The 12,936-nt window shown below is 42.5% G+C and carries 26 protein-coding genes; all 26 read left to right on the forward strand.

Annotated elements, in window-relative coordinates:
• On the forward strand, window positions 1–108 hold a 108-nt coding region (locus tag J7R07_RS03965), incomplete at its 5' end, for an EF-Tu C-terminal domain-related protein (protein WP_482830035.1).
• A gap of 64 nt (window positions 109–172) precedes the next feature.
• Window positions 173–481 (forward strand): 30S ribosomal protein S10, encoded by a 309-nt coding sequence (gene rpsJ, locus J7R07_RS03970; protein WP_004855744.1) that lies wholly within the window; start codon window positions 173–175, stop codon window positions 479–481.
• Window positions 482–508: 27 nt separating this feature from the next.
• The gene (gene rplC, locus J7R07_RS03975; RefSeq protein WP_208435653.1) at window positions 509–1,249 is read left to right on the forward strand and encodes a 50S ribosomal protein L3; all 741 of its coding nucleotides are present in this window, start codon (window positions 509–511) and stop codon (window positions 1,247–1,249) included.
• Window positions 1,249–1,869 carry a 50S ribosomal protein L4 gene (gene rplD, locus J7R07_RS03980; RefSeq protein WP_208435654.1) on the forward strand — a complete coding sequence of 207 codons (621 nt, stop codon included), beginning with the start codon at window positions 1,249–1,251 and terminating at the stop codon, window positions 1,867–1,869. Before rplC ends, rplD begins: the two co-directional genes overlap by 1 nt.
• On the forward strand, window positions 1,866–2,159 hold the full coding sequence (locus J7R07_RS03985) for a 50S ribosomal protein L23 (RefSeq protein WP_208435655.1): 294 nt from the start codon (window positions 1,866–1,868) through the stop codon (window positions 2,157–2,159). The genes rplD and J7R07_RS03985 overlap by 4 nt, the downstream gene beginning before the upstream one ends.
• Window positions 2,160–2,180: 21 nt before the next feature.
• Window positions 2,181–3,014 carry a 50S ribosomal protein L2 gene (gene rplB / locus J7R07_RS03990; protein WP_208435656.1) on the forward strand — a complete coding sequence of 278 codons (834 nt, stop codon included), beginning with the start codon at window positions 2,181–2,183 and terminating at the stop codon, window positions 3,012–3,014.
• Window positions 3,015–3,029: 15 nt separating this feature from the next.
• On the forward strand, window positions 3,030–3,308 hold the full coding sequence (gene rpsS / locus J7R07_RS03995; RefSeq protein ID WP_011180910.1) for a 30S ribosomal protein S19: 279 nt from the start codon (window positions 3,030–3,032) through the stop codon (window positions 3,306–3,308).
• A gap of 2 nt (window positions 3,309–3,310) precedes the next feature.
• Complete coding sequence (rplV, locus tag J7R07_RS04000; RefSeq protein WP_208435657.1) at window positions 3,311–3,700, forward strand: 50S ribosomal protein L22; 390 nt, start codon at window positions 3,311–3,313, stop codon at window positions 3,698–3,700.
• Entirely contained in the window at window positions 3,700–4,410 is a 711-nt protein-coding gene (gene rpsC, locus J7R07_RS04005) for a 30S ribosomal protein S3 (protein ID WP_208435658.1), read from the forward strand. The genes rplV and rpsC overlap by 1 nt, the downstream gene beginning before the upstream one ends.
• 36 nt (window positions 4,411–4,446) lie before the next feature.
• The gene (gene rplP / locus J7R07_RS04010; protein WP_208435659.1) at window positions 4,447–4,860 is read left to right on the forward strand and encodes a 50S ribosomal protein L16; all 414 of its coding nucleotides are present in this window, start codon (window positions 4,447–4,449) and stop codon (window positions 4,858–4,860) included.
• A 12-nt stretch (window positions 4,861–4,872) separates the two neighbouring features.
• The gene (gene rpmC, locus J7R07_RS04015) at window positions 4,873–5,073 is read left to right on the forward strand and encodes a 50S ribosomal protein L29 (protein WP_208435660.1); all 201 of its coding nucleotides are present in this window, start codon (window positions 4,873–4,875) and stop codon (window positions 5,071–5,073) included.
• Window positions 5,074–5,084: 11 nt separating this feature from the next.
• Entirely contained in the window at window positions 5,085–5,327 is a 243-nt protein-coding gene (gene rpsQ / locus J7R07_RS04020) for a 30S ribosomal protein S17 (RefSeq protein ID WP_208435661.1), read from the forward strand.
• A 147-nt stretch (window positions 5,328–5,474) separates the two neighbouring features.
• Window positions 5,475–5,843: a 50S ribosomal protein L14 gene (gene rplN, locus J7R07_RS04025; RefSeq protein WP_004855715.1), complete on the forward strand. Its 369-nt coding sequence runs from the start codon at window positions 5,475–5,477 to the stop codon at window positions 5,841–5,843.
• An 11-nt stretch (window positions 5,844–5,854) separates the two neighbouring features.
• Complete coding sequence (gene rplX, locus J7R07_RS04030; protein WP_208435662.1) at window positions 5,855–6,169, forward strand: 50S ribosomal protein L24; 315 nt, start codon at window positions 5,855–5,857, stop codon at window positions 6,167–6,169.
• Entirely contained in the window at window positions 6,162–6,719 is a 558-nt protein-coding gene (gene rplE / locus J7R07_RS04035) for a 50S ribosomal protein L5 (RefSeq protein ID WP_208435663.1), read from the forward strand. Before rplX ends, rplE begins: the two co-directional genes overlap by 8 nt.
• 24 nt (window positions 6,720–6,743) lie before the next feature.
• On the forward strand, window positions 6,744–7,049 hold the full coding sequence (rpsN, locus tag J7R07_RS04040) for a 30S ribosomal protein S14 (RefSeq protein WP_208435664.1): 306 nt from the start codon (window positions 6,744–6,746) through the stop codon (window positions 7,047–7,049).
• A 14-nt stretch (window positions 7,050–7,063) separates the two neighbouring features.
• A complete protein-coding gene (rpsH, locus tag J7R07_RS04045; RefSeq protein WP_208435665.1) occupies window positions 7,064–7,462 on the forward strand; it encodes a 30S ribosomal protein S8 in 399 nt (132 codons plus the stop codon).
• 38 nt (window positions 7,463–7,500) lie between these two features.
• Window positions 7,501–8,034: a 50S ribosomal protein L6 gene (gene rplF, locus J7R07_RS04050; RefSeq protein ID WP_208435666.1), complete on the forward strand. Its 534-nt coding sequence runs from the start codon at window positions 7,501–7,503 to the stop codon at window positions 8,032–8,034.
• Between the two features lie 12 nt (window positions 8,035–8,046).
• A complete protein-coding gene (gene rplR / locus J7R07_RS04055) occupies window positions 8,047–8,409 on the forward strand; it encodes a 50S ribosomal protein L18 (RefSeq protein WP_208435667.1) in 363 nt (120 codons plus the stop codon).
• Window positions 8,410–8,522: 113 nt separating this feature from the next.
• Window positions 8,523–9,071: a 30S ribosomal protein S5 gene (gene rpsE, locus J7R07_RS04060; protein ID WP_208435668.1), complete on the forward strand. Its 549-nt coding sequence runs from the start codon at window positions 8,523–8,525 to the stop codon at window positions 9,069–9,071.
• Window positions 9,072–9,102: 31 nt separating this feature from the next.
• A complete protein-coding gene (gene rpmD, locus J7R07_RS04065; RefSeq protein ID WP_208435669.1) occupies window positions 9,103–9,309 on the forward strand; it encodes a 50S ribosomal protein L30 in 207 nt (68 codons plus the stop codon).
• Window positions 9,310–9,329: 20 nt separating this feature from the next.
• Window positions 9,330–9,797 carry a 50S ribosomal protein L15 gene (rplO, locus tag J7R07_RS04070; protein WP_208435670.1) on the forward strand — a complete coding sequence of 156 codons (468 nt, stop codon included), beginning with the start codon at window positions 9,330–9,332 and terminating at the stop codon, window positions 9,795–9,797.
• Between the two features lie 149 nt (window positions 9,798–9,946).
• Window positions 9,947–11,293, forward strand: coding sequence for a preprotein translocase subunit SecY (secY, locus tag J7R07_RS04075; RefSeq protein WP_208435671.1), 1,347 nt, complete (start codon window positions 9,947–9,949; stop codon window positions 11,291–11,293).
• Window positions 11,290–11,868 (forward strand): adenylate kinase, encoded by a 579-nt coding sequence (locus J7R07_RS04080; RefSeq protein ID WP_208435672.1) that lies wholly within the window; start codon window positions 11,290–11,292, stop codon window positions 11,866–11,868. The genes secY and J7R07_RS04080 overlap by 4 nt, the downstream gene beginning before the upstream one ends.
• Before the next feature lie 180 nt (window positions 11,869–12,048).
• Window positions 12,049–12,417, forward strand: a complete 369-nt coding sequence (gene rpsM / locus J7R07_RS04085; protein WP_208435673.1) for a 30S ribosomal protein S13 — start codon at window positions 12,049–12,051, stop codon at window positions 12,415–12,417.
• A 113-nt stretch (window positions 12,418–12,530) separates the two neighbouring features.
• On the forward strand, window positions 12,531–12,920 hold the full coding sequence (gene rpsK, locus J7R07_RS04090; protein WP_005865097.1) for a 30S ribosomal protein S11: 390 nt from the start codon (window positions 12,531–12,533) through the stop codon (window positions 12,918–12,920).
• Window positions 12,921–12,936: the final 16 nt, after the last annotated feature.

Consider the following 12,936-nt stretch of genomic DNA (forward strand, 5'->3'; position numbering starts at 1 on the left):
GATGTTTCTTTGATTGTTCCAATTGCCATGGAAGAGAAGCTTCGTTTCGCTATTCGTGAAGGTGGCCGTACTGTTGGTGCAGGTATCGTTTCTAAAATCATTGAGTAAGTAGTGGTTATTGAAGAGCGCCTTTTTGTTAGAGGTGTTTTGCATGACAGGGAAATAAAAGAGCATGAACAGTCAAAATATCCGCATTCGCTTAAAAGCGTTTGATCACAGAATTCTTGATGCGTCGACGCGTGAGATTGTGTCGACTGCTAAGCGTACTGGTGCAAATGTCCGTGGTCCTATTCCGCTTCCGACGCGGATTGAGAAATTTACGGTCAATCGTGGACCACACATCGATAAGAAGAGTCGTGAGCAGTTTGAAATGCGTACACATAAGCGTCTTCTTGATATTGTGGATCCAACACCGCAAACAGTAGATGCGCTTATGAAGCTCGATCTTTCTGCTGGTGTGGATGTAGAGATTAAGCTCTGAGGTTTGAGGACAGAAGGAACAGACCCGATGCGTTCAGGTGTAATAGCACAGAAGCTGGGCATGACCCGTATTTATAATGAAGCTGGTGAACATGTACCAGTAACGGTGCTTCGTTTGGAGAATTGTCAAGTTGTGGCTCAGCGTACAGTTGAAAAGAATGGTTATACTGCTGTTCAATTAGGTGTAGGATTTGCCAAGGTTAAAAATACTTCGCGAGCTCTTCGTGGGCATTTTGCTAAGGCTTTTGTTGAGCCAAAAGCTAAAATAGCGGAATTTCGTGTCAGTCCTGATAATCTTCTTGATGTCGGTACTGAGATTACAGTGGAGCATTTTGTTCCGGGTCAAAGGGTTGATGTGACAGGTACGAGTATCGGTAAAGGTTTTGCTGGTGTTATGAAACGGCATAATTTTGGTGGACATCGTGCTTCACATGGTAATTCAATCACACATCGTGCCCATGGTTCGACAGGGCAATGTCAAGATCCGGGTAAAGTGTTTAAAGGTAAAAAAATGGCTGGCCATATGGGGCAAGTCCGTGTAACAACACAGAATATTGAGGTTGTTTCCACAGATGTTGAACGTGGTTTAATTTTAGTGCGTGGTGCTGTTTCTGGCTCTAAAGGTGCTTGGATTTTGGTGCGAGATGCCGTAAAGAAACGTCTTCCTGATAATGCACCTAAGCCTGCCGGTATTCGCCGTATTGCGAAGGAGAAAACGGAAATGGGTGCTCCAGCGATGGAAACCTCTGCAATTGAGGGAGCCGAATAATGGATCTTGTAATTAAAACTCTTGATGGGGATGAGGCTGGTAAGTTGAAAGTGTCTGAGGCCATCTTTGATCTTGTTCCACGTGAGGATATTTTACAACGTGTTGTTCGTTGGCAGCTTGCACGCCGTCAACAGGGGACTCATCAATCACAAGGACGGTCTGATGTGTCGCGAACGGGAGCAAAGATGTTCAAGCAAAAAGGAACTGGACGTGCTAGACACTCTTCTGCTCGTGCGCCACAGTTTCGCGGTGGTGGTAAAGCACATGGTCCGATATCTCGTAGTCATGCGCATGAGCTTCCTAAAAAGATCCGTGCACTCGGGGTGCGTCTTGCTTTGTCCGCAAAATTAAAGACAAATGATTTGATTGTCGTTGATGATCTGAGTATTAAGGATGCTAAAACGAAAATTCTTGTTTCCAGTTTTTCTAAGCTCGGATTCGATAATGCACTCTTAATCGGTGGCAAGGAAATTGATATTAATTTTTCTCGTGCAGCATCTAATATTCCTAATATTGATGTTTTGCCAATTCAAGGGATTAATGTTTATGATATTTTGCGTCGCAGCAAACTTGTTTTGTCAAAAGCAGCTGTCGAGGCTCTTGAGGAGCGTTTTAAATGACAGATCTTCGCCATTATGATATAATTATTAGTCCAGTTATTACTGAAAAGTCGACTATGATTTCTGAGTATAATCAAGTTGCTTTTAATGTCGCGCCGAAAGCGACGAAGCCTGAGATTAAGGCTGCTGTCGAAGCGCTTTTTAGCGTTAAAGTTAAAGCCGTTAACACGATAGTCCGTAAGGGTAAAGTGAAGCGTTTCAAAGGTATTGTTGGTCGGCAGAGTGATATCAAGAAAGCGATCGTGACACTGGCAAGAGGTCAGTCTATCGACGTTTCGACAGGTCTTTAGAGAGGCTCGGAGATAAAAATAATGGCACTTAAGCACTTTAATCCAACTACACCCGGGCAACGTCAGCTTGTTATTATAGATCGTTCTTGTCTTTATAAGGGTAAGTCTGTAAAAACGCTGACTGAAGGTTTATCATCGAAAGGTGGCCGTAATAATTGTGGTCGTGTTACTGCTCGTTTTCAGGGTGGTGGTCATAAGCGCAGTTATCGATTTGTTGATTTTAAGCGTTTTAAACGTGATGTTTCTGCGAAAGTTGAGCGCTTAGAATATGACCCAAATCGCACCGCTTTTATTGCACTCATTCGCTATGAAGATGGGCAATTAAGTTATATTCTTGCGCCACAGCGTCTTGGTATTGGTGATTCTATTATCGCTGGTTCTAATGTTGATGTTAAGCCTGGTAATGCTATGCCGCTTAGTAATATGCCAGTGGGTACAATTATTCATAATGTTGAGATGAAGCCAGGTAAAGGTGGTCAGATTGCGCGTTCAGCAGGAACTTATGCGCAATTGGTTGGACGGGATCAAGGAATGGCTATTCTTCGTCTTAATTCTGGAGAACAACGTTTGGTGCCTAGCAGTTGTTTTGCAACTGTTGGTGCTGTTTCAAATCCTGATCATGGCAATATTAATGATGGTAAGGCAGGTCGGTCGCGTTGGCGTGGGAAGCGTCCACATGTTCGTGGTGTTGCTATGAACCCGGTTGATCATCCACATGGTGGTGGTGAAGGTCGTACATCAGGGGGGCGTCATCCAGTATCCCCTTGGGGGAAGCCTACGAAAGGCAAGCGTACGCGCTCTAATAAAGCCACTGATAAGTTTATTATGCGTACGCGTCATCAGCGCAAGAAATGAGAAAGGTAGTCTGAAGTGGTTCGTTCAGTTTGGAAAGGTCCGTTTGTTGACGGCTATCTTCTTGGAAAAGCAGAAAAGGTCCGTGCGAGTGGGCGCAATGAAGTTATTAAAATATGGAGTCGTCGCTCTACTATTTTGCCACAATTTGTTGGTTTGACTTTTGGTGTTCACAACGGCAATAAGCATATTCCTGTTTCTGTTTCTGAAGAGATGGTTGGGCATAAGTTTGGTGAATTCGCTCCCACCCGGACTTATTATGGGCATGGTGCAGATAAGAAAGCGAAGAGGAAGTAGGAATGGGAAAAGCTAAGGTTCCGCGCCAGCTTAAAGATAATGAGGCGAAGGCTGTCGCTCGGACGATTCGTGTTAGTCCGCAGAAGCTTAATTTAGTTGCTGCGATGATTCGTGGTAAGAAAGTTAATGCGGCGTTGGCTGATTTGACATTTTCACGTAAACGTATTGCAGGGACTGTGAAAAAAACTCTTGAATCAGCGATTGCAAATGCAGAAAATAACCATGATCTTGATATTGATTCGCTGGTTGTTGCAGAAGCCTATGTTGGTAAGTCGATAGTGATGAAGCGTTTTCATGTTCGCGGTCGTGGGCGTGCTAGTCGGATTGAGCGTCCGTTTTCGCATCTTACTATTGTTGTTCGTGAAGTTAACGAAAAAGTGGAGGCCGCGTAATGGGTCAGAAGATCAATCCAATAGGGCTTCGTCTTGGCGTTAATCGGACTTGGGATTCTCGTTGGTATGCTGATAGTGGTGAATATGGACGTCTTCTTCATGAGGATTTAAAGATTCGTTTATATGTTCTTGAGGAGTTGAAGCAAGCAGCTATTTCTAAGGTTGTTATTGAGCGTCCCCATAAAAAATGTCGTGTGACGATTCATTCAGCGCGTCCCGGTTTGATTATTGGTAAAAAGGGTGCTGATATAGAAAAACTTCGTCGTAAGCTTTCGGAAATGACAAATGCTGAGACTTCATTGAATATTGTGGAGATTCGTAAGCCAGAAATTGATGCTACGATTATTGCGCAATCAATTGCTCAGCAATTAGAACGTCGTGTTGCTTTTCGACGTGCGATGAAGCGTGCAGTTCAATCTGCTATGCGCCTTGGAGCAGAAGGTATTCGTATTAACTGTTCTGGTCGTCTTGGTGGTGCTGAAATTGCTCGTATGGAGTGGTATCGTGAAGGACGTGTTCCACTTCATACCTTGCGTTCTGACGTCGATTACGGTACAGCAGAAGCTAAGACCGCTTATGGTATTTGTGGTGTTAAGGTTTGGGTCTTTAAGGGCGAAATTCTTGAGCATGATCCGATGGCTTCAGAGCGTCGCGCTACGGAATCTGATCATTCTGGTTCTTCGTTGAATCGTCGCCGCGAAAATGCTTAGTTTTTATAGTTGAACTAAAATTTGGAGTAGAGAACAATGTTGCAGCCAAAGCGCACAAAGTTCCGTAAGCAGTTCAAAGGCCGTATTCGCGGTGTTTCGAAAGGTGGTACGGGTTTAAATTTCGGTGCTTACGGTCTGAAGGCTGTTGAGCCTGAACGGATTACTGCCCGCCAAATTGAAGCGGCGCGTCGTGCGATTACACGTTATATGAAACGTTCTGGTCGTGTATGGATTCGTATTTTTCCAGATCTTCCTGTTACATCTAAGCCAACAGAGGTTCGTATGGGTAAGGGTAAAGGAAGTGTGGATTATTGGGCTGCTCGTGTTGCGCCTGGGCGTATCATGTTTGAACTTGATGGTGTTCCTGAGGATGTGGCGCGTGAAGCATTGAGGTTGGGTGCTGCAAAGTTGCCTATCAAAACGCGTTTCATACAGCGTATTGCTGAATAAAGAGGTTAAGCAATGAGAGCCACAGAATTACGGGCGCAAACGCTCGACCAAATAAAAGATGAGTTGGCTAAGTTGAAGAAAGAGCAGTTTAATTTGCGCTTTCAAAAGGCGACAGGTCAATTGGAAAAGACTGCACGTGTTAGGCAGGTCCGTCGTGATATTGCGCGTGTTAAAACTTTTCTTCGTCAAAAGATAAACGAAAGTAAGGTTTAAGGAAGTAAGAGATGCCTAAACGCATTTTGCAGGGTGTTGTCGTTAGTGACAAGAGCGATAAGACTGTGGTTGTTAAAGTGGAGCGCCGTTATTCTCATCCACTTCTCAAAAAAACCGTTAGACAGTCTAAAAAATATAAGGCGCATGACGAGAACAACCAGTTCAAGATTGGGGATCAAATTTCTATCCAGGAATCTAAACCAATTTCGAGAGATAAACGTTGGATTGCGCTTAAAAAAAGCAGTGCAGCGTAATTAATTGGGTTTATTGTTTTAGAATTTTGCAGCGGCTTTATTTCTGTTGGTAGATTTGAGAACAATAACTTTATCGTTGTTTGGCAGGCAAATTCGGGTGTGTTAGAAGCATGACCGGATATAGATGTTAAGAGAAGGTGGCCAGTCATGATTCAGATGCAAACAAACCTCGACGTTGCCGATAATTCTGGTGCTCGTCGTGTCATGTGCATCAAGGTGTTAGGCGGTTCAAAGCGAAAATATGCTTCGGTCGGCGACATTATTGTTGTTTCGGTTAAGGATGCTATTCCTCGTGGCCGTGTTAAAAAAGGTGATGTGATGAAAGCTGTGGTGGTTCGTACTGCTAAGGATATTCGTCGCGCAGATGGTAGTGTCATTCGTTTTGATAGCAATGCTGCTGTTTTAGTGGATAATAAGAAAGAGCCGATCGGTACACGTATCTTTGGACCAGTTCCCCGCGAACTTCGTGGTAGGAATCATATGAAGATCATTTCGCTCGCTCCTGAAGTGTTATAAGGGGTGAAGTTATGCAGAAGATTCGAAGAGGTGATAGAGTTGTTGTTTTATCCGGTAAGGATAAAGGGTGCAGTGGTGAAGTTATTAAGGTGAGTCCAAAGGAAAATAGAGCTTTGGTTCGTGGAATTAATATGATAAAACGTCACCAGCGCCAAACACAAAAGCAAGAGGCTGGAATTATTTCTAGGGAAGCTCCGATTCATCTATCTAATTTGGCGATTGCTGATCCTAAAGATGGTAGTCCTACGCGTGTAGGTTTTCGTATGAATGAAAATGGTAGTAAAGTTCGTTTTGCCAAGCGTTCGGGAGAAGTGATTAATGGCTGAGGAAAAACAAGCGCCGCGCATGAGGACGCATTATTTTGAAGTGGTTCGTAAAGTACTTCAAGAGAAGTTCAATTATAAGAATGCGATGCAGATTCCGCGTGTCGATAAAATTGTAGTAAATATGGGCATTGGTGAAGCGACTGCTGATTCCAAGAAACCGTCAATTGCTGCTGGGGATTTGGGATTAATAACAGGGCAAAAAGCTGTTGTTACCCGTGCGCGTAATTCTATCGCGACTTTTAAGGTTCGTGAAGGGATGCCCCTTGGCGCTAAAGTTACATTGCGTAAAGATCGTATGTTTGAGTTTTTAGATCGTCTTGTTACGATTGCGCTTCCGCGGGTTCGTGATTTTCGTGGTCTCAACCCAAAAAGCTTTGATGGTCGTGGTAATTTTGCTATGGGTATTAAAGAGCACATTGTGTTTCCAGAGGTTAACTATGATAAGGTTGATCAAATTTGGGGCATGGATATTATCGTTTGTACGACAGCAAAAACGGATAATGAGGCGCGTGAATTGTTGCGTGCTTTTAATTTTCCTTTTCGTTCGTAACGGCAGACGTAGCGAGGTAAGATTATGGCCAAAGTTAGTGCCGTTGAGAAAAATAAGCGTCGTGAGGTGATGGTAAAGCGTTATGCTGCACGTCGTGCGCGTTTGAAAGCGATAGTTATGGATCAGAAGGTCTCTCTTGAGGAGCGTTTTAAAGCTTCTGTTCAATTGGCGGGGTTACCACGTAATTCTGCGAAAGTTCGTGTTCGTAATCGCTGTGAAGTTTCCGGGCGTCCACGGGCTTATTATCGTAAGTTAAAGATGTCGCGGATTGCGTTGCGTGAACTTGGTTCCATAGGTCATATTCCAGGTATTGTGAAGTCTAGTTGGTGAGAGGAGATTGCTCAATGTCTATGTCAGATCCTCTTGGTGATATGTTAACGCGTATTCGTAATGCACTTGGTCGTAAGAAAGGCAAAGTAATTACGCCCGCTTCTAAGCTTCGTGCGCGTGTTCTTGATGTTCTTCAGTCTGAAGGTTATATTCGTGGATATAATCAAGTCGATTTAGGTGGTGGAAAGTCTGAAATCGAAATCGAGTTGAAATATTTTGAAGGATTAGCTGCTATTCGTGAGATTTCACGTGTTTCAAAGCCGGGTCGTCGTGTGTATGTTTCTGCTAAGTCACTTCCTCAAGTAGCAAATGGTCTTGGTATTTCTATTTTATCGACTCCTATGGGAGTTATGGCGGACCATGAAGCGCGTGAACAGAATGTCGGTGGAGAGCTCCTTTGTCGTGTTTTCTAAGTTATGTCAAGAAAACAGAAGAAAAGTAGGTTAGAACAATGTCTCGTATTGGAAAAAAACCCATTGCAATTCCTTCTGGGGTTACCGCAACTGTTGAAGGTCAGCTAGTTAAGGCAAAAGGTCCGAAAGGTGAGCTGAGTTACGTCGTGAATGATGAAGTCTTGGTGAAATTTGAGGATAATGTTATATCCGTTTTGCCACGGGATCAGTCAAAAGATGCACGCTCTAAATGGGGTATGTCACGCTCAATGATTGAAAATATTTTTTGTGGTGTGAAGGATGGTTTTGAAAAGCGGTTGGAGATCAATGGAGTTGGTTATCGTGCTGCTTTGCAGGGTAAGGATGTTCAGTTATCATTAGGTTTTTCACACGATGTGATTTATAAAGTGCCATCAGGTGTCACTGTAACGGTTCCTAAGCCTACAGAAATTGTTGTTTCTGGAATTGATAAGCAGCAAGTCGGGCAAGTTGCAGCAGAAATTCGCGAATATCGTAGGCCTGAGCCTTATAAGGGTAAAGGCGTTAAGCATGCAGATGAACGTGTCTTCCGTAAAGAAGGTAAAAAGAAGTAAGGATTTTGTATTATGGTTTCATCTAAGGACATTATCCAACGCCGTGCACGACGTGTTCGTCGTAGAATTAAAATGGTTTCTCGTGATCGTCCGCGGCTTAGTGTTTATCGTTCAAATCAGAATATTTATGCTCAAGTTATTGATGATTTGCGTGGCTGTACGCTTGTTTCGGCTTCTACCCTTGAAGGTGATTTAAAAAAAACCTTAAAGAGTGGTGCTGATAAAGAAGCAGCTTCTGCTGTTGGTAAGTTAATTGCTGAACGTGCGAAAAAAGCCGGTGTTCATGAGGTAGTTTTTGATCGTGGCGCATATGTTTACCATGGTAGAGTAAAAGCTTTGGCTGAAGCTGCACGTGAAGGTGGCTTGAACTTTTAAAGTATTTTATTTAGAAGTTCGAGTCAGAAAATTTTAGGGTGTTTCGTGTAAGTTCCTCTGTTTTGAGAGGTTACTTTGTTGGCGTGCTTCCGGAAAAGAAAAAGGAATGAGGAATGGCACAAAAAGAACGTGGTGAGCGAGATGAACGTGATAGTGAGTTTATCGATAGACTTGTTCATATCAATCGTGTTGCTAAAGTTGTAAAGGGTGGTCGGCGTTTTGGTTTTGCTGCTCTTGTTGTTGTTGGAGATCAAAAAGGGCGTGTAGGCTTTGGTCATGGTAAAGCGCGTGAGGTGCCGGAGGCGGTTCGTAAAGCTACAGAATCTGCAAAGCGTGCAATGATTTATGTTCCGCTTCGCTCTGGGCGTACATTACATCATGATCTTGAAGGTCGTCACGGAGCTGGTCGTGTTTTGTTGCGTTCAGCTTCTGCTGGTACTGGTATTATTGCTGGCGGACCGATGCGTGCTATTTTTGAAACTCTTGGTATGCAGGATGTTGTTGCGAAATCGCTAGGTTCATCCAACCCTTATAATATGGTACGTGCAACATTTGATGCGTTAAGACACCAAATGCATCCTAGAGATATTGCGGCTCAACGTGGCATAAAGTATTCGACTCTGCAGGCGCGTCGTCGGCATTTAGTTGATGCAGAAGGGTAGTTTCTGAGATTATCAGAAAAGGAATTAGGAAATGGTTCAGAAAAAATCTCAGAGTGGTAAAACTGTGACGGTAGAACAGATTGGAAGTCCGATTCGGAATTCGCAGATCCAGCGTGCAACTTTGAAGGGACTTGGATTAAATAAAATGCGACGGCGGCGTGTTTTAGAAGATACGCTTTGTGTGCGGGGTATGATTGCTAAGGTTCGTCATCTTGTTCGTGTTGTGGATGAAGGTTAAAGGTTGCAGGAGTATAAAATATGAAACTCAATGAGCTGCGTGATCGTGAAGGTGCAACAAGAAGTCGTAAACGCATTGGTCGTGGTATTGGTTCTGGTACTGGTAAAACTGGTGGTCGTGGTGTAAAAGGGCAAAAATCACGTTCTGGTGTTTCGCTTAATGGTTTTGAAGGTGGGCAAATGCCTATCTATCGTCGTTTGCCAAAACGTGGATTTAAGAATTTTTTTGCTAAAACATATAATGAGGTTTCACTGAAGCGTATTCAATTGGCGGTTGATGCAGGCAAGTTAGATATTGAAAAGCCTGTCGATATTATTGCACTGAAAGAGGCTGGTATTATTCGTCGTGTGAAGGATGGCGTGCGTCTTCTTTCTGATGGTGAGTTGAAAGCAAAGATTATAGTTCATGTTTCTGGTGCTTCTGAGTCTGCTCGTATTAAGATTGAGAAAGTCGGTGGTCAGGTTATTTTTCCTGAGCCTGTTCGGTGATTTTTAATATAGATGATGTTCTAAGGGGGGGGTGAATGCTTCGTTTGAGGATGGCCTTATAGGGAATTGTTGAAGTTTTGCATTTTTATGTATAACGATATAATTTTTTAGAGTTATACTTCTGTGAATTAAAGAACTGGAGACGTTTTATGGCATCAGCAGCAGAGCAATTTGCTTCTAATATAAACTTTGGTACTTTTTCACGTGCAACTGAATTAAAAAAACGCATTTGGTTTACTCTAGCTGCGCTTCTTGTCTATCGCTTTGGTACTTATATTTCTCTCCCTGGTATTAATATAGACTCTTTGCGCCAGACATTTGAGCATCATGCATCTGGTGTTTTGGGATTGTTTAATATGTTTGCTGGAGGTGCTGTTGGGCGTATGGCAATTTTCACGTTGGGGATTATGCCTTATATATCGGCGTCGATTATTGTGCAATTGCTCACCTCAGTAATCCCTTCGTTGGAAACTCTCAAAAAAGAAGGTGAAGTAGGTCGTAAGGTTATTAATCAGTATACCCGCTATGTAACGGTTGTATTAGCAATTCTACAAGCATTTGGTGTCGCAGTTGCGCTTGAAACTGGTATAGGAACGGGGCTTCAAATTGTTATAGAGCCAGGTCTTATGTTTCGTATTTCTTCCGTTATTACACTTGTTGGGGGAACGATGTTTCTTATGTGGCTTGGTGAACAAATTACATCACGCGGTGTTGGTAATGGGGTTTCTCTTATTATTTTTACAGGTATTGTGGCTAATCTCCCTTCTACTTTTGCTCAACTTTTGACTGCTCATAGTCAGGCCGATTTATCAACTTTTTTGTTAATAGGAATTGTTCTTATTGCGGTTTCTGTTATTGCAATTATTGTTTTTGTAGAGCGTGCGCAACGTCGAATTCTTATTCAATACCCGAAACGTCAGATTGGTAATCAAATGTTTCAAGGAGATATGTCACATCTTCCTTTAAAGTTGAATACTGCTGGTGTTATTCCGCCAATTTTTGCTTCGTCTTTGTTATTATTACCTGCAACTATTAATAATTTTTCTGATAAAATGCCACAGTGGATGCAGGCTATTTCTTATTCTCTTGGTCATGGGCAACCACTTTATATGATTATTTATGCGCTTTTGATGGCGTTTTTTTGCTTTTTTTATACAGCTATTGTATTTAATCCAAGTGATACAGCAGATCAGTTGAAAAAGCACTCTGGTTTTATTCCTGGAATTCGTCCTGGTGAACGTACAGCTGAGTATATTGATTATGTTTTGACACGTATTACTGTCGTGGGTGCAATTTATATTATTTTGGTTTGTTTGCTACCTGAATTTATGATATCTGCGCTACAGGTTCCTTTTTATCTTGGGGGGACGTCCTTGTTGATTGTTGTTACTGTTACGCTTGATACAGTCGCTCAAATTCAGGGACATCTCGTTGCACACCAATATGAGGGATTGATTAAGAAGTCAAAACTTCGTGGAGGTAAAAGGAATCGATGAGAATTGTTCTTTTAGGGCCTCCTGGAGCTGGGAAAGGTACACAAGCTAGAATATTAACTGAGAAATATAATATCCCTCAGCTATCGACGGGTGATATATTGCGTGAAGTTATTGCCAGAGAAACAGAAATTGGCAAAGAAGCTAAAGCTATTATGAGCTCTGGTGCTTTGGTTTCTGATAGCATTGTTAATCAAATTGTTTCTGATCGGATTGATGAAAATGATTGTGTAAACGGTTTTGTCTTGGATGGATATCCACGGACTGTCGGACAGGCAGAGGCCTTGCAGCAGATTTTGCAGTCAAAAGGTATACAACTTGATGCTGTTATCGAGTTGCGTGTTGATGAAGATGCATTGATTGAGCGAATGAAAAGACGCGTTGAGGAAACAATAACTTCTGGTGGGCAAGTCCGTTCCGATGATAATCCTGTTGCTTTTATGAAGCGATTAGTGGAATTTCGTGAGAAAACAGCGCCTCTATCGAAATTTTATTCAGAAAGGGGATTGTTAAAAGTAGTTGATGGTATGATTGATGTTACTGAGATATCACGTATAATCAGAGAGTTTCTTCAATAAGTATTTTTTGAGAAATAAATGAAAAGTGTTGACTTTTTTTGTGAAATCTATCAAAAATAGCTTTAATTTATTTCAACAAAGTGATCAGATTCGGAGCATATTTATGCCGGATCATTTTTTTTCTGTAAGATGCATCAAGTATTTTACGGTTAATTGTCAACATAATCAAGGAGAATAGGCGTGGCTCGTATTGCTGGCGTCAATATCCCGACAAATAAGCGTGTAGTTATTGCGCTTCGGTATATCCACGGGATTGGACCAAAATTTGCTCAAGAAATTACTGAAAAGGTTGGCATTCCCATAGGGCGTCGTGTGCATGAACTTTCTGATACAGAGGTGTTGCAAATTCGTGAGGCGATAGATCAAGGTTATCAAGTTGAGGGCGATCTTCGCCGTGAGGTTGCTATGAATGTTAAGCGTTTGATGGATCTTGGTTGTTATCGTGGTTTGCGTCATCGCCGTTCTTTGCCTGTTCGTGGGCAGCGTACGCATACCAATGCGCGCACGCGTAAGGGGCCAGCTAAGGCAATCGCTGGTAAGAAAAAATAAAATTTTTTTTATTTAGGAAAAGGGTTTTGTTTCTTGTTTGAAATTTTTTAACAAGAAAAAAAAGGTGGAGCTGCTGGTATTACGGCAGTGAGGAGATCGTTGAAAGGAAAACTATGGCAAAGGAAGCCACACGTGTTCGTCGTCGTGAACGTAAAAATATTTCATCAGGTGTTGTGCATATCAATTCAACATTTAACAATACAATGATTACCATTACTGATGCTCAGGGAAATACCATCGCTTGGTCGTCTGCTGGTGCTCAGGGGTTTAAAGGTTCGCGCAAATCTACGCCTTTTGCTGCTCAGGTTGCTGCAGAGGATTGTGCTAGAAAAGCGCAGGAACATGGTATGCGCTCGTTGGAAGTTGAAGTTTGTGGCCCTGGATCAGGTCGCGAGTCTGCTTTACGTGCATTGCAGTCTGTTGGTTTTGTCATTACTTCCATTCGTGATGTAACACCAATTCCTCATAATGGATGTCGTCCACGAAAAAGGCGGCGTGTTTAGTTGGGTATTGTGTTTT

The sequence above is a fragment of the Bartonella phoceensis genome, assembly GCF_902825145.1.
In the GTDB taxonomy this organism is placed as follows: Bacteria; Pseudomonadota; Alphaproteobacteria; order Rhizobiales; family Rhizobiaceae; genus Bartonella; species Bartonella phoceensis.